The 18,257-nt window shown below is 68.7% G+C and carries 23 protein-coding genes; 15 read left to right on the top strand and 8 right to left on the bottom strand.

Features of this window, described 5'->3' with window-relative positions:
• Positions 1-246: 246 nt before the first annotated feature.
• The 4 genes from ACF08W_RS05280 (at position 247) to ACF08W_RS05265 (ending at position 3,914) form a co-directional block, all read left to right on the top strand.
• A complete protein-coding gene (locus ACF08W_RS05280; protein WP_392278486.1) occupies positions 247-1,368 on the top strand; it encodes a hypothetical protein in 1,122 nt (373 codons plus the stop codon).
• The gene (locus ACF08W_RS05275) at positions 1,365-2,036 is read left to right on the top strand and encodes a YdcF family protein (RefSeq protein WP_392278485.1); all 672 of its coding nucleotides are present in this window, start codon (positions 1,365-1,367) and stop codon (positions 2,034-2,036) included. Before ACF08W_RS05280 ends, ACF08W_RS05275 begins: the two co-directional genes overlap by 4 nt.
• Positions 1,978-2,793: a WbqC family protein gene (locus ACF08W_RS05270; RefSeq protein WP_392278484.1), complete on the top strand. Its 816-nt coding sequence runs from the start codon at positions 1,978-1,980 to the stop codon at positions 2,791-2,793. Before ACF08W_RS05275 ends, ACF08W_RS05270 begins: the two co-directional genes overlap by 59 nt.
• Before the next feature lie 119 nt (positions 2,794-2,912).
• A complete protein-coding gene (locus ACF08W_RS05265) occupies positions 2,913-3,914 on the top strand; it encodes a linear amide C-N hydrolase (RefSeq protein ID WP_392278483.1) in 1,002 nt (333 codons plus the stop codon).
• Here the strand turns inward: ACF08W_RS05265 and ACF08W_RS05260 are convergent.
• On the bottom strand, positions 3,889-4,461 hold the full coding sequence (locus ACF08W_RS05260; RefSeq protein ID WP_392278482.1) for a putative immunity protein: 573 nt from the start codon (positions 4,459-4,461) through the stop codon (positions 3,889-3,891). The two genes, ACF08W_RS05265 and ACF08W_RS05260, sit on opposite strands and share 26 nt — an antisense overlap.
• A gap of 109 nt (positions 4,462-4,570) precedes the next feature.
• Positions 4,571-5,050, bottom strand: a complete 480-nt coding sequence (locus ACF08W_RS05255; RefSeq protein WP_392278481.1) for an ATP-binding protein — start codon at positions 5,048-5,050, stop codon at positions 4,571-4,573.
• A gap of 322 nt (positions 5,051-5,372) precedes the next feature.
• Between ACF08W_RS05255 and ACF08W_RS05250 the strand changes: the two genes are divergently transcribed.
• From ACF08W_RS05250 to ACF08W_RS05235, 4 genes are all read left to right on the top strand, one after another.
• A complete protein-coding gene (locus ACF08W_RS05250) occupies positions 5,373-6,230 on the top strand; it encodes a helix-turn-helix domain-containing protein (RefSeq protein WP_392278480.1) in 858 nt (285 codons plus the stop codon).
• Positions 6,227-6,469 (top strand): DUF397 domain-containing protein, encoded by a 243-nt coding sequence (locus ACF08W_RS05245; RefSeq protein ID WP_392278479.1) that lies wholly within the window; start codon positions 6,227-6,229, stop codon positions 6,467-6,469. The genes ACF08W_RS05250 and ACF08W_RS05245 overlap by 4 nt, the downstream gene beginning before the upstream one ends.
• Before the next feature lie 307 nt (positions 6,470-6,776).
• Positions 6,777-7,307 carry a hypothetical protein gene (locus tag ACF08W_RS05240; RefSeq protein ID WP_392278478.1) on the top strand — a complete coding sequence of 177 codons (531 nt, stop codon included), beginning with the start codon at positions 6,777-6,779 and terminating at the stop codon, positions 7,305-7,307.
• A 346-nt stretch (positions 7,308-7,653) separates the two neighbouring features.
• Positions 7,654-8,076, top strand: coding sequence for a nucleotidyltransferase domain-containing protein (locus ACF08W_RS05235; RefSeq protein WP_392278477.1), 423 nt, complete (start codon positions 7,654-7,656; stop codon positions 8,074-8,076).
• 114 nt (positions 8,077-8,190) lie between these two features.
• On the opposite strand, the gene ACF08W_RS05230 is transcribed toward ACF08W_RS05235, so the two are convergent.
• Complete coding sequence (locus ACF08W_RS05230; protein ID WP_392278476.1) at positions 8,191-8,544, bottom strand: hypothetical protein; 354 nt, start codon at positions 8,542-8,544, stop codon at positions 8,191-8,193.
• Positions 8,545-8,903: 359 nt separating this feature from the next.
• Between ACF08W_RS05230 and ACF08W_RS05225 the strand changes: the two genes are divergently transcribed.
• Positions 8,904-9,830 (top strand): helix-turn-helix domain-containing protein, encoded by a 927-nt coding sequence (locus tag ACF08W_RS05225; RefSeq protein WP_392278475.1) that lies wholly within the window; start codon positions 8,904-8,906, stop codon positions 9,828-9,830.
• Between the two features lie 184 nt (positions 9,831-10,014).
• Complete coding sequence (locus tag ACF08W_RS05220; protein WP_392278474.1) at positions 10,015-10,341, top strand: peptidase inhibitor family I36 protein; 327 nt, start codon at positions 10,015-10,017, stop codon at positions 10,339-10,341.
• A gap of 85 nt (positions 10,342-10,426) precedes the next feature.
• Here ACF08W_RS05220 and ACF08W_RS05215 read toward each other — a convergent pair whose 3' ends face one another.
• A complete protein-coding gene (locus tag ACF08W_RS05215) occupies positions 10,427-10,804 on the bottom strand; it encodes a nuclear transport factor 2 family protein (protein ID WP_352278075.1) in 378 nt (125 codons plus the stop codon).
• Positions 10,805-10,872: 68 nt separating this feature from the next.
• Positions 10,873-11,304 (bottom strand): GNAT family N-acetyltransferase, encoded by a 432-nt coding sequence (locus tag ACF08W_RS05210; RefSeq protein WP_392278473.1) that lies wholly within the window; start codon positions 11,302-11,304, stop codon positions 10,873-10,875.
• A gap of 174 nt (positions 11,305-11,478) precedes the next feature.
• Between ACF08W_RS05210 and ACF08W_RS05205 the strand changes: the two genes are divergently transcribed.
• From ACF08W_RS05205 to ACF08W_RS05195, 3 genes are all read left to right on the top strand, one after another.
• Positions 11,479-11,985 carry a DUF6624 domain-containing protein gene (locus tag ACF08W_RS05205; protein ID WP_392278472.1) on the top strand — a complete coding sequence of 169 codons (507 nt, stop codon included), beginning with the start codon at positions 11,479-11,481 and terminating at the stop codon, positions 11,983-11,985.
• 153 nt (positions 11,986-12,138) lie between these two features.
• Complete coding sequence (locus tag ACF08W_RS05200; protein ID WP_392278471.1) at positions 12,139-12,894, top strand: SDR family NAD(P)-dependent oxidoreductase; 756 nt, start codon at positions 12,139-12,141, stop codon at positions 12,892-12,894.
• A gap of 144 nt (positions 12,895-13,038) precedes the next feature.
• On the top strand, positions 13,039-14,085 hold the full coding sequence (locus ACF08W_RS05195) for a LysR substrate-binding domain-containing protein (protein WP_392278470.1): 1,047 nt from the start codon (positions 13,039-13,041) through the stop codon (positions 14,083-14,085).
• Here the strand turns inward: ACF08W_RS05195 and ACF08W_RS05190 are convergent.
• Positions 14,061-14,900, bottom strand: coding sequence for an MBL fold metallo-hydrolase (locus ACF08W_RS05190; protein ID WP_392278469.1), 840 nt, complete (start codon positions 14,898-14,900; stop codon positions 14,061-14,063). The genes ACF08W_RS05195 and ACF08W_RS05190 overlap by 25 nt on opposite strands.
• A 55-nt stretch (positions 14,901-14,955) precedes the next feature.
• Positions 14,956-15,480, bottom strand: coding sequence for a hypothetical protein (locus ACF08W_RS05185; RefSeq protein WP_392278468.1), 525 nt, complete (start codon positions 15,478-15,480; stop codon positions 14,956-14,958).
• 296 nt (positions 15,481-15,776) lie between these two features.
• Here ACF08W_RS05185 and ACF08W_RS05180 point away from each other — a divergent pair, with 296 nt between their 5' ends.
• Both ACF08W_RS05180 and ACF08W_RS05175 read left to right on the top strand, forming a co-directional pair.
• Positions 15,777-16,460 carry an alpha/beta fold hydrolase gene (locus ACF08W_RS05180; protein WP_392278467.1) on the top strand — a complete coding sequence of 228 codons (684 nt, stop codon included), beginning with the start codon at positions 15,777-15,779 and terminating at the stop codon, positions 16,458-16,460.
• Positions 16,461-16,714: 254 nt separating this feature from the next.
• Positions 16,715-17,383: a hypothetical protein gene (locus ACF08W_RS05175; RefSeq protein WP_392278466.1), complete on the top strand. Its 669-nt coding sequence runs from the start codon at positions 16,715-16,717 to the stop codon at positions 17,381-17,383.
• Between the two features lie 14 nt (positions 17,384-17,397).
• Here ACF08W_RS05175 and ACF08W_RS05170 read toward each other — a convergent pair whose 3' ends face one another.
• Positions 17,398-18,066 carry a DUF998 domain-containing protein gene (locus ACF08W_RS05170; RefSeq protein ID WP_392278465.1) on the bottom strand — a complete coding sequence of 223 codons (669 nt, stop codon included), beginning with the start codon at positions 18,064-18,066 and terminating at the stop codon, positions 17,398-17,400.
• Positions 18,067-18,257 lie beyond the last annotated feature (191 nt).

Below are 18,257 nucleotides of genomic sequence, written 5' to 3'. Positions count from 1 at the left end.
CGTCCGGGCCGTGCGAGGAGATGGGGACCCAGCGGGTGCGGGCGCGGCCGGACAGCAGTCGGTCGGTTGCGAGGACGGCGTCCAGGTAGGTGCCGACCTGGACGCTCGACAAATGATGACCTCCTGAGCGTGGCGGTCGACTCGGTCACGGCCAATCACCGTCCGTTCCACTCCTGTTCCACTTCCGTCCCGCCGGCCGCGCTCACCGTGCTTCGATGGGGTGCGGGGTGCGGAAGGGAGTGAGGCGTGGCGACCGTGCACCACTGGACCGGCCTGGAGGCCAAGGCCCTGCGTCTCGCCCTGCGACTGAGCGTGCGGGCATTCGCCCAGCAGCTCGGCCTGGCGGTCGCGACCGTGTCCAAGTGGGAGTCCAAGCTCGCCGGAACCGAACCCAGACCCGACACCCAGGCCATCCTCGACACCGCGCTGGGCCGCGCGGACGCTGCCGCCCACCTGCGCTTCGAGACGTTCCTGTCCGAGATGACCAGCCCGGAGCAGAACGCCGGACGGCGCCGCGTCACCGCCTCCGGCCCCAGAGCCTGGGAGTACGAGTCCTGGGCCGATGACCTCGACCGTGTCGTGGTTGCCCTGTCCCGGCAGAACTTCGCCCTCGCCGACAGCCTGCTGTCGCGGTGGCTGGGCCGGTTCAAGGCCCTCGAACTGGACGACAAGGGGCTGTACCTCTTGGCCCGTTCCACCGTTCTCCTCGGAGACCTCAGGCGCTACCAGGGCTCAGTCGTCGGGCTGATGTCGGCGCAGCACTCCTATACCGGCGCCCGCGCCGTCTTCAGCCAGCTCGGCATCCCCCGTCGCGTCGCCCAGCTCGACCTGTCCCTCGCGGTCGTCATGGAGATGTCCGGCAAGCTGGAGAGCGCCGCCCACGCCTACGAGACTCTGGCTGTCGATGACCGGCTCTCCCCACGCGACCGGGCCAGGGCCCGGTTATGGGTAGGGACCGCGCTGAGCAAGGACGGTCAGCACGACTATGCGACCCGCGTCATGATTGCCGCGAAACGCGACTTCGAGGGCCTCACCGAACCCGATGACTGGTCAGTGGCTCACCAGAAACTCGCGCTCGCCCGTCGTGGCGTCGGCGACCTCGAAGGGGCTATCCGGCACCTGGACATCGCCTGCTCCACGGGCACCGCCCAATCCCCGATGGAGCGCGTACAGCTGACCACCGCTCAAGCGCACGTCCTGCGGACCGACCCGGTCACCCATGACGATGGGCTCCGCCTTCTCGACCAAGCCGCTCGGATCGCCGCGCAAGCCGGCCTCGGACATCAGCTACGTAGCATCGAGGCCATCAGACGTACGTGCGAAGGAGCCTTCAAGCCTCAACCGCCCAAACCAGGGAGCAAGCAGTGACGGACGGACGACCGCAGGGAATCACCGACGATCAGCGGGAGGCGGCCCAGCGCATCTGGGACTACCACCACATGCGTCACGAGCCTCGGCCGTGCGACGCGGCCATCGCACTGGGGTGCAACGACCTCGGCGTCAGCACCTACGCTGCCAGCCTCTACGAGTCCGGGCTCTTCCCCACCCTGGTGTTCACCGGCGCCAACAGCCCGGCCACCAGCAACGTGTTCCCCCGCGGCGAGGCCGTGCAGTTCCACGAACACGCCCGTGCGCTCGGTGTACCCGACCACGCGATGCTGCTGGAACCGAACGCCGCCAACACGGGGCAGAACATCACCAATTCCCGTGACGTCCTCGCCGCCTCCGGCATCCAGCCACGCTCCGTCCTGCTGATCACCATGCCGTACATGGAGCGACGGGCGTTCGCCACGTGCCGCCGGCAGTGGCCCGAGGTTGATGTGGTGTGCGCGTCCGATCCTTTGTCCTTCGACGCCTACGTCAAAGCCATGGGCGACGAGGAGGCCGTGATCAGCATGATGGTCGGTGATGTGCAACGAGTCCTCAAGTACCCGGAACTGGGCTTCGCCATCTCCCAGTACGTCCCGGAGGACGTGCATGCAGCCTATGAATCCCTCGTACGCGACGGCTTCACCGAATACCTCATCGCCTCCTGAGCTCCCTACCCCTGGCGGCCTCTGCGCGATCCACCAGCCCAACTTCTGGCCTCGGCTCACGACGCTGGCCAAGCTGTTCACGGCGGACCACTGGATCGTCCTGGACGACGTGCAGTTCGCCCGGCGCGACTACCAGCACCGCGCACGACTGGCTCCGCTCAGCGACCCGGCCCAGCACCGGTGGCTCAGCATCCCCACTCATCTGCCTCACGGGCGGTCCACGCTCATCCGGGACACGGTGATCGACGATCCGGACCGCGCCCGCCGCCGGACGACGGGAATGCTGCGGCAGCACTACGGCACCAGCCCTCACTGGCCGGTGCTCGCCCAAGCTCTGGATCCGGTGCTGGCCGCGTTCGACACGGGCAGGACAGCGAAGGTTGCCGAAGCCTCCACCCGTGCCTTGCTGGACCTGATCGGCTGGCGGGGCCGGATCCTCACCAGCAGCCGTCTGACCGTCCGGCCGGGCCGATCCGTCCGGCTCGCCGACCTGGCCGCCGCGACCGGCGCCCGCACCTATCTGTGCGGGACCGGCGGCATGACCTATCTCGATCCCGATCCGTTCGCTGCCCGGAACGTCGCTGTCGCCCCGTTCCGGCCGCCGGCCACTGGCATCTGGTCCTCCGGTCGCCGCCTCAGTGCCCTGTGGGCCCTGGCAGCACTCGGCCCGGACGCCATGGCCTCCCTCCTCCGGACTCTCGCCGAGCAGCACCTGCGGCACCCACATCTGCCCGGTCTACCGCTACCGAGGCCCTGACGGGCCCGCGAGACGCCAGGGGGCCGGGACTCACACCGCGACCGAAGCACGCACCGATCAGGTGAACACCCGCCCGGTCAACCCTCACCACACCACCCGGGACGTCCAGAATGCGAAGCATGTGTACACGCATCCTGTGGTCGTCGCTGGGCTCCACCCGTATGGCGCACGGCGGCCCCGACAAAGGCAACGTACTGGTCGGCCGGAGCATGGACTGGTACCAGGACACGGAAACGATCCTGGCGGTACGTCCGCGCGGGGAGGAGCGCTGGAGCACGCCCAGCACGCCCGATGACCCAGGCAACTTCACCTGGACCTCGGAGTACGGCAGCGTCGTCGCGCTCATGTACCGCAAGGCCGCGGTCGACGGGGTCAACGAGGCCGGGTTCCAGGTCAGCGGGCTCTACCTCTCCGAGTCGGAGTACGGCGAGCGCGACACCTCCCGCCCCGGGATCGAGCTGTACTGGGCGATCCAGTGGCTGCTCGACTGCTTCGGCACCGTCGACGAGGCGGTCACGGAGATCACGGGCCGGAACGTGCAGCTCATCGAGGACGATCTCGGTGAGAAACCGGGGACCGGGCACCTGGCGCTCGCGGACCGGAACGGTGACTCGGCGATCGTCGAGTTCCGGGACGGCAAGGCGGTCGTGCACCACGACAAGAAGTACACCGTGATGGCCAACTCGCCTTGGTTCGAGGACCAACTGGAGCTCCAGAAGCGGTACGAGGGGCTCGGCGGCGACCAACCGCTGCCGGGCGGTGTCGACTCGCCGGACCGCTTCGCCCGCGCCGCGTACTATTCCGCGCAGCTCCCGGCGACCTCGGACGCGCGCGAGGCGACGGCGTACATGTTCAGCGTGATCCGCAACGCCTCCGCCCCGTTCGGCACGGCGGACGAGGTGCGGCCGAACATCTCGACCACCCGTTGGCGCACCGTCGCCGACCTCACCGAGAGGCGCTACTTCTACGAGTCCACGACGAGCCCGAACGTGGTGTGGGTCGAGCTGTCGCAACTGGACTTCTCCAAGGGCCGGCCGGAGCTCCATCTGGACGTGGTGGCGGAGCCCGATCACGTCGGCAATGTGACGGGTGAGTTCACCCCGGCCCGAGCGCCGAGGTAGCACCCGGCGAGGCGCTGCGGGCGCGGAGCGCCGCGTCGAGTACGCGGATCAGCTCGCCGACCCGGCCACCCCCGTCCGGGGCGGCCGGGTACCGACGCAGTACGTCGACGGCGGCGGGCGTCGCGTGCCCCGCCAGCCGCTCAAGGTGCCGGTCCCCCATCTCCCGTTCCTTGGCGGCCAGTTCCGTCGCGTGAGCGGCGTAGGCGGCGGCGCCGAGGATGTGCTTGACCTGGGTGGCCTTGGCGAGCGGGTGCAGGTAGGCGGAGCCCGCCGCCGACATCGCCGCCCATGCCGCCTCGCGCGCCGCCGCGCTCTCCGTGGCGCGGGCCGCCTTGAGCGCGCCTGCGGCCGTGTCGCGCAGGGCCTTGCCGCGTTCGCCGCCCCGTGCGAACGCCCACGCGGCGTCGATGGCGTACCGGGGCCGGGAGTCGCCCGGCTGGTCGGCCTCGAACACCGCGAGCACACCCTCGGCGCACAGCGCGGCGAACGCGGTGACCTCGCGGAGGTCCTGCTTGCTCAGAACGATCTCGTTCACCTCGTCAGTCACCGCCCCATCCTCGCTGAAGACGCCGACGCCACCGAACCGCGAGGCGATCCGGCTCCATCCGCACCAACCGCCCCCCGCACACGCGGAAACACAACGGCCCGCACCCGCCTCACCCACCAGCCACCGAACACTCCCCCTCCGCAGCCGCCACCCGCACCCCCTCACCCCCGCCCGCCTCCGCCACGACCTCCGCCCACACCGTCTTGCCGACGATCCGGGGCCGGACGCCCCAGGTGCGGGAGAGCGCCGCCACCAGATGGAGCCCGTACCCCGAACCGGCCTCCGCGTCGGGAAGACCGAGCTCCGGAATGCGTTCGCCCCGGGAGTCGGAGACCTCGACCCGGACCGAGTCCGGCAGCGCGAGCAGCCTCAGCTCGAAGTCCCGCCCGGACACAGTCCCGTGCAGCACGGCGTTGGCCGTCAGCTCGGCGACGATCAGGGCCACGTCGTCGGAGAGCCCCGTCCCGAACGGCACACCCCAGGTCGCGAGCTGTTGCGCGGCCAGACGGCGAGCGAGCCTGGCCCCCCGGCGGGTGGTGCTGAAGCGCTGGACGAACTCGTTGCCCGAGAGGGTGATTTCCGCATTCATGTGACTCAGCGTGTCCGCTCGAACCCGCCCTGAACAGCGCCGACACCCCGACTCGGCTTTGTTGTCCGGGTCGGGTCGGCCCGTTGTACGGGTCCACGGCCGTAACCCTCCGCAACCCGGCCCTCTAACGGGTGACGCCACAGGGCCGGACGAACTCGATTCCCGCACGGGTGATTTACACGTTTCTCCAGATCGGCCCCGCCGCCGACTCCTACGCTGATCCGCAATGACATGACGACTCGCTGTGACGGCCCGGACCTGTCGGCTCCGGCGTACGGCGGGTCGGCCGTCACCGGTGGTGGACCAGAGAACGGTGCGGGACATGGACGAGGAAGCACGGCCCGAGCGACCGGCCGAAGAGGACGGAACGGCACACCTCTTCAAGGCACTCGGCAAAATGATCAAGCAGATGCGGGAGAACCTGAAGATGAGCCAGCGCCAGCTGGCCGCCGACACCCACGTCAGCGAGGACCTGATCTCCTCGATGGAACGGGGGGTGCGGACACCGCAGCCCGACTTCCTCGACATCGCGGACGACGTGCTGGGCGCGCAGAACGTCCTACGCGCGTCGATCGAGGAGGTACGGGAGGCGCTGGCGAAGGCCCGCACGCGACATCCGGACTGGTATCGCGGCTACGCGACACTGGAACGCGCCGCCTCACAGCTCAACGTCTACAGCAACCAGGCCATCCCCGGGCTGCTCCAGACCGAGGCATACGCACGGGCGATCTTCTCCCAATGGCGCCCGCTGCTCAGCGAGGCGATCATCGAGAAGCGGATCGCCGACCGGCTGGACCGGCAGCGGGTCTTCGAACGCTGGCCCTCCCCCGAATTCCACTTCATCCTGGACGAGAGCGTGCTGATGCGCCCCATCGGGGGCCGGGACGTACACCGGGAGCAGTTGGGAAGGCTGCTGGATATCGGCCGGCTGCGGACCGTGAACCTCCAGGTCGTCCCGCTGGACCGGATCGAACAGCCCAGCATCGAGGGTCCGTTCACCCTGCTCACCCAGCCGGGGCAGCAGCAGGTCGGCTACCTGGAGATTCACACCTATCCGAAGCTCATCGTCAGCCCAGAAGAGGTCCGGGTACTGGCCGTTCGCTATGGAATTATGCAATCCGTGGCTCTCACGCCTGGGGAGTCCTTGATCGCGATCGAGAAGATGCGGAGAGAACTATGAATACCGGGCAACTGGACTGGTTCAAGAGCAGCTACAGCAGCGGCGGCGGCGGCGAGTGCGTCGAGGTGGCCTACAACTGGCGCAAGAGCAGCCACAGCAGCGGCGGCGGTCAGTGCGTCGAGGTCGCGAGCTGCGACGCTGCCGTCCACGTACGCGACTCGAAGAACATCCCGGGGCCCCGGCTCGACGTCGCCCCCGCCGCCTGGGAAGCCTTCGTCTCGTACGCCCGGAAGAGCTGAACGGGAAGGCCCGTACCGGGTCGTGACGGCCACGACCCGGTACGCGCGACGCCACCAGGACCACCCAGCCCGGTGGCGGTTTCGACCCCCCTGGGAGGCCGCCCCGTGCCCACGCCCGCCGACCACCTCGCGCAGGCACGCGCCGAGAGCGACGGCCCAACCCTGCGGCGGCTCCCGATGTCTCCGTACCCGTTCGTACGGCAGGCCCTGGCCGCCGATTCCCAGCGACAACGTCTGGAAGGACAAGGGCTGAGAAGCCCGCCCCATCGGTGACCGTACGCGGTCACGAGCGTGAATAATCACCGCCATGGACCAGGGACTTGCCGCATTACTGGGCGCGACGGTAGGCGTTATCGGCACGGTCGTGGCGTCGGCGATCTCCAGCGGGACGGCCCGGCGGCAGATGGAGGGCCAAGCCAAAGTCGAGCACTCCCAGTGGCGCAGACAACTGCGGCGAGACGCCTGCAGCGCCTTTCTCGCCCCGGCCAACGAGTCCCGCAGCGCTCTGAAGATGGCGGCGCGAGCGCTTGTGGGCGATGCTCCGGATGTGGCGGAGGCTGATCGGCGGCTCCAGATCGCGCAAGATCAGTTGGCTCTGGTGCAGGCAGCCTGGGCCGGCCTTGCAGTGGAGGGGCCCGAGTCGGTGGAACAAGCCGCCCACGCCGTCCATCTAGGGCTCCACTCGATGCATACGACTCTCCTGGCCTGGCGGGATTCCTCGGGCTCTCCCGATCACAACGTCAACTTCGTCGAGCGTCACGCCGTCGAGGTGACCATGGTCTCCGAGCGCCTCGGCAGCTTCACATCGGCGGCTCGGGCCGCCTTGGACGACACGTGACCTCCGTCGACCAGGCATAGCTGAGGATGCGGCGGTCTACTGGTGGGCTCTCGTATTCGACTGTCGACGGTTCCCCGGGGCCCAGCATGCTGGTGACTTCGTGTGATCTCCCGGGACGTATCGGCTCCATGCCCCGCCAGCCTCACTGCGGAGCCGGGTGGTGTGGGCTGTCGTGTTGCACGATGTGGAGCCGAGTCCGCTTGCTTGTGGCTGCGCCATCGTGGCCCCTGCCGTCGCTGACGGTGGTTGTCGCGGCAGCGGCCTGAGAAGCTGTCCGCGCTGACACGGGCTATTTAGCGGGGGCATTCGAGTGCATCGCGACGATCAGTCAAAGGATCTTCCGGCCGTGCTGTCGCCGGAGCGGGTCGCTGAGATCAACGAGGTCATCGACCAGATCACACGCTGGGCGAGGGGCCGCGAAGACATCGTCGGCCTGCTCTTGGTGGGGTCATGCGCGCGCAACGCCGCGCGGCAGGAATCCGACATCGACATCGTCCTGCTCACCACGGAGGAGTCCCAGTATCTCCTTGAGGATGCCTGGGCCGTGGAACTCGGGCTGGGTGAACTCATCCGCACCCAGTCGTGGGGACCAGTCACAGAACGACGCTACGCCACGGCCTCCGGCACGGAAGTCGAGCTGGGGATCACCTCTCCGACATGGGCAGAGACAGATCCTGTCGATCCGGGAACGCATCGGGTCGTCACCGACGGCGCCCGGGTGCTGCACGACCCGGCAGGCGTCCTTGCCGCCCTTCTCGCCGCCTGCTAACTGACCGGTGACTTTGCCGACAGGGCCCTTGAGGAGCAGCCGACGCAGCAGCCGGGCGGGTGCCCGTCTACGTCACCGGCTCGGCCTGCGGCTGGCCGCCCGCGCCTGAGGCGTCTACTCGTCCTCCTCGGGTTCGGCGGGGCCGATGTGGCGCAGGACCGACTCGTAGTCGCCGGTGGCGACGAGTCCGTCGATGACCTTCGCCATCGCCGCCAGTCCCGGTTCGCGGACGATCAGGCCGTCCCAGTACCACCAGTAGTCCCCCTCCGGTTCGCCCGCTTCGCGGTGCCGGTCCATCAGCCGGCGAACCTGGTCGAGCGTGACCACCGTTCCGGACCAGCGCTCGCCGTCGTCGCGGACCACCCACATGTCCACGTCGCAGACCTCGTCCAGGTCCTCTCCGGCGCTTGGCACGAAGACGATTTCGTACCCGTCCCGTTTGAAGCGGTAGAAGGGGCCGTCCCACATGCGCGCTCTCCTTCCACAGGCTGTGCATAACCACCGGATCGTTGCCCACCGGGACCCGGTGAACCGGGTCCCGGTAAGCCGGGTCGCGGCGAGCCGGTACCCGGCGATCCACGACGTAAAAGGCTTTCAAGTCCTTTGTCTTGAGGACGTTGAAAAAACCCAACCCACCCCGTCTGTAACCTGCGGGCGCCTACGTCACCCACTTGGGTGACTTTGGCCAACTGGGCTGGATTTTGGTGCGGCTTGCGGGCATATGCTCGCGCCAGCACCACCACCCCACACCACATACGTCGGCCCCCGACCGGGACTAGCACTCCCAACCGAGGGCCTGACCACCAAGGAAGAAAGCAGCTTCCCCAATGGGTACCCAGCAGGCTAGCGCGCCCGCGCGCCCCGTGTCCGCCGTACGCGGCGTCGAACACGTCAACACCCGGCACACCAGCCGGTTCACCGTCATCGGCAACCACCTCGCCCAGCACCGCGAACTGACCCTGCTGGCAATCGGGCTCGCCACCCACATCCAGTCGCTCCCCGACGGCGCCCGCATCACCATCAAGCACCTCGCCGAACGCTTCCCCGAAGGCGAAACCCGCATCGCCAAGGCGTTACGCGAACTCGAAACCCACGGCTACCTCAGCCGCGACACCGAGCACCTCGCCAACGGCCAGATCGTCACCCGCACCCGCTCCTACAACCAGCCCCGGACGCAGAAGCCGTCCCCCGCGCCTGCATCCGCGACTGCGCCTGCGCCTGCGCTCGTAGCCAAGGCCGCCCCTGCGCCCGCGCCCGTAGCCAAGGCCGCCCCTGCGCCCGCGCCCGTAGCCAAGGCCGCCCCCGCACCCACGCCCGTGCCGGTACCAGTGCCCGAAGCCGCGCTCCCCCGGCCCCGCGAGCCCCACGAGTCCCGTACGCCCTGCACACCCCGTGCGCCCCGTACGCCCCACGAGCCCCGCCCCAAGTACACCCACGCCGCCATCGACCTCCTCTCCGACCTCCACCACCACGCGCCCCAAGTCACCCTCTCCCAGAACGACATCACCCACCTCGCCCCCATCGCGGCCACCTGGTTCGAGAACGGCTCGACGCCCAGCGCCCTGCGCCAGGCCCTCACCGCCGACCTGCCGCACCCCCTCAAGTACCCGGCGAAGCTCTTGCGCCACCGCCTCACCGTCCTGCTGCCGTCCCCGCCCACGCAGGTGCGGCTCGTCGACCCGCTCCAGAACTGCGACGCCTGCGACCGCGCCTTCCGCGCCCCCACCCCCGGCCGCTGCCGCGAGTGCGCCTGAGCCGGGCGGGCGGGCGGACGGACAGAACACTTTGGTCCGGGACAAAAGGTCGCGCACCGGTCACACGTACCCCCGCATGCTGCTTGAGCAAGCACGACGGCCATCAGCAGGAAAGGGGAAAGTCATCACAAGGAACCTGCGGAGGATCGCGGCTGCGGCCGCGGCATCTCTGAGCTTGGCGGCGGTGGGCCTCACGCTCGCACCGTCCGCGTCGGCCTCGACCAGCCAGTGCCCGCGCGAGTACGTGTGCGTGTGGAACAACTCCAGCTTCTCCGGCGCCCCGACGTGGAAGTCGAAGAGCAACCTGTCAAACCTCACGTCGTCCAACGGCCTGTCCATCGTCAACAACGGCGTGTCCTACCCCGGCGCGGACCACATCCGCTACAAGGTCACCTGGGCGGACGGCCAGTACGCGACGGGCTGCCTGCACTACCCGCCGGACTCCAACTCCCACTCCTTCACCAGCGGCAAGATGACGCTCAACTACGCCAACTGGGGCGGGGAGTGCTGACCGGCTGAACCGGCACCGCGCGGCGGGCGGATGCCCCTTCGGAGGAGCGCGACCTCCGGGGGGCATTCGCCTGCCCGTGAACGGCTCAGGAGGCGAACGGCTCGATCTCGCCCGCGAAAACGATGATCTGGTCGATGAGGCTCCGTCGCAGATGGACGACGTCCGTTCCCGCCAGGCGGGGTCCTCCGTCAGGCGTGGTGAAGACCCACTGGTACCGGGCCCACTCGTCCGGCATGTCCACCGCCGAGCAGCGCACCATCGTGCCGGTCCCCGCCGGGTGGCGCCGGATGTCCAGCACGAACCGCTCGACCGCCGCGATTCCCTCGCTGCGACCCAACGGCCCCCAGAAGACCACGTCCGAGGTCAGGGCCTGGGAGAGCAGGTCGGTCACATAGCTGTCGTCCGAGGCGTTGAACGCGGAGATGAACGTATCGATCGCGGAGCATGCGGTCTCATCCTGCATACCCCAGTAATACCAGGAGTCCCGCGTGCGCTCGCCCCGCGATCGGCCTTCAGAGCCGGCCCTGTTTTCTACTGCCCGAGTATCATCCACTTTTCCGGCGTGATCACCGGCGCGAACCCCACCTTGGCATAGACCCCGTGCGCGTCCTTGGTGGCCAGGACCAGGTAGTTCAGCCCCCGGGCCGCGAGGTCGTCCCGGACGGCCGCGACGAGAGCCGTGCCCAGGCCCTTGCCACGGGCCTCCCGGGCAATGAACACGTCACACAGCCATACGAAGGTGGCGTGGTCGGTCACCACCCGGGCGTAGCCGACCTGGGCGCCGGAACCCTTCTCGTACAGCCCGAAGTTGAGCGAGTTGTCGATCGCCCGCTCCTGCGTGTCACGGTCGCGGTCGTCGGCCCAGTAGGAACCCTCGGAAAGCCAGCGGTACACGGCGTCCCTGTCGAGACGGGCGGGGTCACTGGAGAGGACATAGTCAGAAGAAAGCTCAAAGTTAGCCATGTGGCGCATATAAGCAGCTCAGAGGCCATCTGGGCGATATGTTTTCCCCCACGCGGCGGTCCGGCTCTCCATTCGAACGCGGCCGTCACCGTCCTTCGGGAGGATATTTTCCCGCGGTTTGCACACTTAAGGTTGCGGCGGCCAGTGGGACCTTCGACCTGACATGGAGGAGAGATGGCATCCGATATTGCCGAAGTGGCTGCGGAGCTGACCGAGATGGCCACAGCAGATCACCAGGCCGCGCACCAGGCGAACAGCGACGACCCGGCGGAGCAACTGGCCTGGCGTCGCTTGACCGCGCAGCATGCGGACCGCCTCAGCGAGATCATGGACGCGTACGGATGGCCGACCCCGGAGCTGGTCGGTGAGGACGCGGCTCGGGCCGCGTGGCTGATCGCGCAGCACGCCGACCGGCAGCTCGACATTCAGCGGCGCGCGCTGCGACTGATGGAGCAGGCGGTGTCCAACGGCGCTGCCAGCCCCCGGGATCTTGCCTTCCTGCGTGATCGCACGCTGGTGAACGACGGGCGGAAGCAGATCTACGGCACGCAGATCGCCGGAGTGAAGGACGGCTCGCCGGTCCCGTGGCCCTGTGAGGAACCCGAGCGCATGGACGAGCTCCGTGCCGAAGTCGGAATCCCGCCGTTCGCCGAGTACATCGCCCAGTTCTCGACCACCTGAGCAGCCACTCCGGCACCCGGCATCCGGCGCCCGGCACCCGGCGCCTCGGACACCGTTGAAGGTTGAACTTAACGTCTGAATACCGCCGGACCCGCAGGACGATCCGGTCTTGGATTGAGCTTGCCCAAGACCGGAACAAGGAGTTCTACGGAGATGACGATGAACGGTGCGACGACACTCGACGGCAAGGTGGCGCTGGTGACCGGCGGCAGCCGGGGGATCGGTGCGGCGGTTGCGCTGCGGCTGGCCGAGGACGGCGCGGACGTGGCGCTGACCTACCAGGGCTCGGCCGGGTTGGCCGAAGAGGTGGTCGCCAAGATCACCGCGATGGGGCGGAACGGCTGGGCCGTCCGAGCGGACAGCGCGGACCCGGAGGCGGTGCGCGGCGCGGTGGCGGCGGTCGCCGAGCGGTCCTCGCGGCTGGACATCCTGGTGAACAACGCGGGCGTCGGCGCCGTCGGCCCCATCGAGGAGGTGGCGTTCGACCAGATCGACCGGGTGCTGGCGGTGAACGTGCGCGCGCCCTACCTCTACGCCCAGGCGGCGCTTCCGTACATGGCCGAGGGCGGACGGATCGTGAGCATCGGAAGCTGCATCGCCCAGCGCGTGGCCTTCCCCGGAAGCACGCTCTACGCGACCAGCAAGGCCGCCCTGATCGGCTTCACCAAGAGCATGGCCCGGGAACTCGGCCCGCGCGGGATCACCGTCAACCTGGTCCACCCGGGCCCGATCGACACCGACATGAACCCGGGCGACGGCGACTCCGCCGACTTCCAGCGCGGCTTCACCTCGATCGGCCGCTACGGCACGGCGACGGAGGTCGCGGACGCCGTCTCGTACCTGGCCGGCGAGAGCGCCCGATACGTCACGGGCGCGGAGCTGGCGGTGGACGGCGGCTTCGCGGTCTGACCCCGCACGGTCCGCCCTCGACCATTCACACCTCCACCTTGATCATGAATCATGACCAGACAGCCAGAATAGCCACACTTATCCCATATTCTGGGGTCATCAATTCACCATAGATCAACCTCGTGACGAGTGAGGAGGCTGCCAGTGCCGGCCAGGCAGATCCCCAGCACCTCGACGTTGCTGGCGTTCGAGGCTGCGGCACGGCACGGCAGCTTCTCGCTCGCCGCCAAGGAACTGGTCGTCACCGAGGGGGCGATCAGTCGCCAGGTCGCGCGACTGGAAGCGCTCCTGGGGGTGCCGCTGTTCCGTCGCGGCGGGAACCGCGTCGAGCTGACGGCGCACGGCGCGCGTTACGCCGAGGAGCTGGGGCGGCTGCTCGGGTCATTGGAACAGTCGACGGTCCAAGTGATGACGACACCGCCGCAGCGGCGCGTGCTGGAGCTTGCGACGATCGGAACCTTCGCCACCAAGTGGCTGATTCCGCGACTGCCGTCGTTCCTGCGGGAGCACCCGGACGTGGTGGTGAACCTCAGCACGCGCAACGATCCGTTCGTGCTGAACGGCAGCGGTTTCGATGCCGCGATCACCTTCGCCCATCCGGCGTGGGCGACAGCCGCATCACGGCACTTGTTCCGGAGTCCCCTGATCCCGGTATGCCGACCTGGCCTTGCGCCATCGGGTCCCCGCGCGGACTCCAGGGTGCCGCCCGGAATGCCGTCGCTGCCGTCACTGCCGTCACTGCCGTTGCTGCCATCGCTGTCGTCTCTGCCGTTGCTGCACAAGACCACGACGCCCGAGAGCTGGCGCGACTACTCACGCGAGTTCGGGATCGACCTTCAGGACGCGGTGGCGGGAAGCCGATTCGAGCAGTTCTCCATGCTGATCGAGGCGGCACGTGCGGGTCTGGGCGTGGCGCTCGTTCCGTATCTCTACGTCGCCGACGAACTGCGAACCGGAAAGCTCGTTTCCCTCGGTCCGCCTGGGCGCCAGGCAGTCAAGGACTTCATCCTCGTCACCAACTCGCGGAACGTGCGGAACTCCCAGGGCCCCCAGAGCTCCCAAAGCTCCTGGAACTCCCGTGCGGAACTGCTCGACGAATTCTCCGATTGGCTGGTGGAGGAGGCGAAGCCGGACACCCCGCCCGACGCACCGGAAGCCGCCGGCGCTCAGTCCTCGTCCGTGATCGAATAGCCGCTGCTCGACCGCTCGACCCGAGCGAATCCCCGCTCGTTGAGATGCGCGCCAGCGACGAGCAGGTCCTCGGAGCTGGCCATCTCGAAGACCTTGGAACGTGTCTCGGCGGCACGGACCGGATCGTTGTCCAGCGTGACCGAGGCATCGGGCCGTGGCACCTGGATCGTCGGGAAGTGAACGGTGTCGCCCCAGAAGAGCGCGCTCTGGTCCTCGGAGTTGATCAGGTAGCCGGTGTGGCCGCTTGTGTGGCCGGGAAGCGGAATCGCCGAAACGCCGGGTAGGACCTCGCCCTCCTTGATCGTGCGCAGCGCGCCGCCGTAGGCGTCGAGGGCTTTGCGGGCGATCTGGAAGTTGCCACGGGCGCGTTCGTTGGCACGCGCGAGGTTGCCGTCGTCCTGCCAGAAGGCCAGCTCCCGGTGGTGGACGAGCAGTTCCGCGTGGGGGAAGACAGTCTCTCCCGACCCGTCGAGGAGACCGCCTATGTGGTCCGGGTGCGCGTGCGTGAGAAGGATCGTGTCGACGTCCGAGGGTCGCACCCCTGCCAGCCGCAACCCGGCCTTCAGGCGGCCACCCCAGTGCTTGACGCCGCCCGCCCCGGCGTCCACGAGCGCGGTGCGGCCGGCGCCACGTACCAGGTAGCCGTTGATGTGCATGGGCGACCGATCGTCCAACCCACCTCGCTGTTGCAGCTCGGATGCCTGGTGGCGATCGATGTTCAGGAGAAGGTCCAGACTCGCGGTGAGGTACCCGTCACTGATGGCAGTGACCGTGTAGTCGCCGATCTTCTTGGCGGGGAAGGAAAAGTCCGTCATTGTCAATTCTCAATCTCTCTCGGGATGCGTCAGCCGCGTGCGCGAGTGCTTTGCTTCAGGGCCTTTGGGCATTCAACTGAGGAGTCATCGGCGCGTAGATATGGACACCGTCCGGAAACTGCGAAGGGGGCGGGAATTCAGCGCTTTCCGCCGTGGCCAGCCAACGCATTTTCGGGTTCTTTTCCATCGCCACGGCATGCAGGGCGTGCGGCACGAGTCCCAGCCGCGTCAGAGCCTCTTGACCGGTTTGGCTCAGCACCAGGTACTCGCCCGCGACCACGTCGGGCGCCCGGTCGATTCCGTCGTAGAGGTTGCGGTGCCAGTCGGTGATATCGGGCTGCCAGCGAGCGAAGTTCCCGCCGCCCTTCTCCCGGTACTCGTCCCCGTCCAGCACCTCATGGCCGTCGATGGTGTGAACGGCGAGATAGACGGGACACCCGGCACTGATCGCCTTGAATCGCTGCGAGGTGCGGAACCCCGTGACGGATATGAGCGCCGGCAGCTTGAGGTCGGAGTAGAAATCGTTCCACTCGCCTTCCCGTGTCGGCTCCATAAAGCTGCACTCAACGGTGTAGATCATCTGGAACACCCTTTGCTATGACCGATGGTCAAAATCATAGATCGGGTGATGACGCCGAATACCGAAATGAGCCGGACATTTCTGCACCCCAGTATGACTTCAGGTAATGGAGAGGACGTCAGGCCCTGGGCAGCGATCTGCTTCTCCCCCGGCTGCCGGACCACCACGCGTCACGCGTCACGCGTCACGCGTCACGCCTCGGACTCGCCCGCCGCGCGCGCGTCCGGAACCGGCGTTGTCAGAGGCCCCCGATAGCGTGCCCCGGCCAGCTCCAACGCATCCTGGGGAGAACCGCCGTGGACATCCTGCTCATCGCCGGCCTGTGGCTCGACGCATCCGCCTGGGACGACGTCGTACCCGAACTCACCGCGCTCGGCCACCGTCCCGTCCCCGTCGCCCTCCCGGGCCAGGGTGACGGCGCCGACTCCGCGACGCTCGACGACCAGGTGGCGGCCGTGCTCGCCGCCGTCGACGCGGCACCCGGCAAGCCGCTGGTGGTGGGGCACTCCGCAGCCACCGCCCTGGCCTGGATGGCCGCCGACGCGCGACCGGAGAAGGTGGCCGGGGTAGCCCTGATCGGCGGCTTCCCCGCCCCCGACGGACGGGCCTACGCCGACTTCCTGCCGATCGAGGATGGCGCCCTGCCCTTCCCCGGCTGGGCCCCCTTCGAGGGGCCGGACGCCGCCGACCTGGACCAGGAGGCCCGGGACCGCTTCGCGTCCGCCGCGATCCCCGTGCCCGAGGCGGTCGCCCGAGGCGTGGTGCGCCTGACCGACGAGCGCCGCTTCGACGTCCCCGTCGTGGTCGTCTGCCCCGAGTTCACCCCGGCCCAGGCCGAGAAGTGGATCGCCGCCGGAGAAAGCCCCGAACTCGCCCGCGCCACCCACCTCACGTACGCGGACATCGACTCCGGCCACTGGCCCATGACCACCCGCCCCCGCGAACTCGCCCACCTCCTGGCGGAGGCGGCCGGGGCGTAGGCCCTGCCCCAGGCAGTGTCCTGACGATCACGAGCGGAGCCGGACGACGAGGGCGGCTGCGGTGACGGTGCCGGTGCCGAGGCAGACGTAGCCGCGCTTGCCGAACCTGGTTGCGACCGCGCGGCACGCGGATCCCCCTCCCTATCCACTCTCCGACAACCGCCGGGTGAAGACAAGACTGCAAATTTTGCTGTCAAACCAGGAGAATTTCTCCCGAGCGGAGGTCTGCGCCGCTCTCCACCGGGAGGACACTCATGTCAGATGTCTGGGATCCACACGGCAGCCTGCGGCGCGCGCTGTGGATCGGCGGCGCGCAGTGGTCCGGCAAGAGCACCGTTGCCGAACTCATCGCGACGACGTACGGGTTGACCGCGTATCACTACGACTACCACGACGCCCGCGGGCACCAGGATCGCCGGATCGCGCGTCGTGTCGCCCTGGGTGAGCCCGTGGAAGATCCCACCCCCGACCATGTCTGGTTGGGCCGGGGCCCGGAGGAGATGGCCGCCGAGACGCTGGCCGGCTTCCCGGTCCGCTTCGAGTGGGCGTTGGACGACCTGCGCGCACTGTTCACCGGCCGGCCGGCGATCGCCGAGGGATGGGGGCTGCGACCGGAACTGGTCGCGCCGCTGCTCGACTCACTCCAGCGCATGGTCGTCCTCGTCCCCACCGAGGACTTCCGCCAGCACCAGATCCGGAACCTCCCGCGCGCGGGAACCCTCAACGTCCCGGTCACCGACCCGGCCCGCTCCCAGGCCAACCGTGTCGCCCGTGACCGGCTGATCGCCGAGGACGCGGCGCAGAACGCCCGCCGCCTCGGCATCCGCGTCATCGAAGTCGACGGGACGCTCGACGCGGTGGCTGTGGCGGCGGAGGTGGCCGAGCATTTCGCCCCTTACCTCGGCGTGGCGACGGCTGCCTGATCGCTCGGTGTCCCCTACTGGTTGGCGGACGCAGTCGCCAGGCGGACCGTCACCGCGCTCAGCCACAGCAGACCGAGTCCGGCGCCCGTGGTGAACGCCAGGACCGAGGCGGCCGAGGCCATGAAACCGGCGAGAACGGCCACCGGGACGATGCGGGACGCGATGGCCCAGCCCCGCAGACCCCGGGCCGCCAGCGGGCGGGCCAGGACGAAGAACGCGGCGCACAGGGCGAGGTAGCCGACCATCCCGGAGGCCATGTGGACGGTGCCGTGGCCGGTCATCACGGTCGCGTCGGGTGTCCCGACCGGGAAGCCCGCCCCGGCGTCCGCCGGGAACGCCGCGGCCGCCCAGAAGGAGGCGCCGAAGACGCCGACCAGAGCCGGCCCCCATGTCGCACCGGGGCCGCCGCGCAGGGCCCGTCTCAGTCCGGCCGTCCCGGCGACCAGGAGTGCACCGGTCAGCAGGAAGCTCACCGTCTGGATCCAGCCCGCCTCGCCGAGGGCGAGCTGACTGATCGCGTTCCGGGTGAAGTCGAAGCCGTCCCGCAGGGCTCCCTGGGCGAGTCCGGCCGCCAGGAACAGCGGCCCCGCCACCACGGCACCGGCTGCGGACCACCGTGCGGCGGAACGCGAGGCGGGCGCGACGGAGGGGACGCGGTGGGGAGCGGTGAGCGTGTCAGTCATGGTGGGGCCTTCCTCGCTTCGGTGCAGTCGCTCATATGACCGATGGCGAGGCGAGAATTCATCGCTGCCGACCATGTGCGCTGGACCACTTGCACCCTGGTGGAGGCGGCGAGGACACGGCACCCGAATCGGGTGACCTGGCGCTGAAGTCGTGCTTTGCTGAACCGGTTTGACGGCCCGAGGGGTCGACG

This window comes from Streptomyces sp. NPDC015144 (assembly GCF_043079735.1).
GTDB lineage: Bacteria > Actinomycetota > Actinomycetes > Streptomycetales > Streptomycetaceae > Streptomyces.
This window is presented reverse-complemented; position numbering and strand designations above follow the sequence as displayed.

Coding starts and splice junctions, on each gene's coding strand:
- ACF08W_RS05270 (WP_392278484.1), top strand. CDS start 1,978: ATGCAGCCTATGAATCCCTCGTACGCGACGGCTTCACCGAATACCTCA.
- ACF08W_RS05265 (WP_392278483.1), top strand. CDS start 2,913: ATGTGTACACGCATCCTGTGGTCGTCGCTGGGCTCCACCCGTATGGCG.
- ACF08W_RS05255 (WP_392278481.1), bottom strand. CDS start 5,050: ATGAATGCGGAAATCACCCTCTCGGGCAACGAGTTCGTCCAGCGCTTC.
- ACF08W_RS05250 (WP_392278480.1), top strand. CDS start 5,373: ATGGACGAGGAAGCACGGCCCGAGCGACCGGCCGAAGAGGACGGAACG.
- ACF08W_RS05245 (WP_392278479.1), top strand. CDS start 6,227: ATGAATACCGGGCAACTGGACTGGTTCAAGAGCAGCTACAGCAGCGGC.
- ACF08W_RS05240 (WP_392278478.1), top strand. CDS start 6,777: ATGGACCAGGGACTTGCCGCATTACTGGGCGCGACGGTAGGCGTTATC.
- ACF08W_RS05230 (WP_392278476.1), bottom strand. CDS start 8,544: ATGTGGGACGGCCCCTTCTACCGCTTCAAACGGGACGGGTACGAAATC.
- ACF08W_RS05225 (WP_392278475.1), top strand. CDS start 8,904: ATGGGTACCCAGCAGGCTAGCGCGCCCGCGCGCCCCGTGTCCGCCGTA.
- ACF08W_RS05215 (WP_352278075.1), bottom strand. CDS start 10,804: ATGCAGGATGAGACCGCATGCTCCGCGATCGATACGTTCATCTCCGCG.
- ACF08W_RS05210 (WP_392278473.1), bottom strand. CDS start 11,304: ATGGCTAACTTTGAGCTTTCTTCTGACTATGTCCTCTCCAGTGACCCC.
- ACF08W_RS05205 (WP_392278472.1), top strand. CDS start 11,479: ATGGCATCCGATATTGCCGAAGTGGCTGCGGAGCTGACCGAGATGGCC.
- ACF08W_RS05200 (WP_392278471.1), top strand. CDS start 12,139: ATGACGATGAACGGTGCGACGACACTCGACGGCAAGGTGGCGCTGGTG.
- ACF08W_RS05190 (WP_392278469.1), bottom strand. CDS start 14,900: ATGACGGACTTTTCCTTCCCCGCCAAGAAGATCGGCGACTACACGGTC.
- ACF08W_RS05185 (WP_392278468.1), bottom strand. CDS start 15,480: ATGATCTACACCGTTGAGTGCAGCTTTATGGAGCCGACACGGGAAGGC.
- ACF08W_RS05175 (WP_392278466.1), top strand. CDS start 16,715: ATGTCAGATGTCTGGGATCCACACGGCAGCCTGCGGCGCGCGCTGTGG.
- ACF08W_RS05170 (WP_392278465.1), bottom strand. CDS start 18,066: ATGACTGACACGCTCACCGCTCCCCACCGCGTCCCCTCCGTCGCGCCC.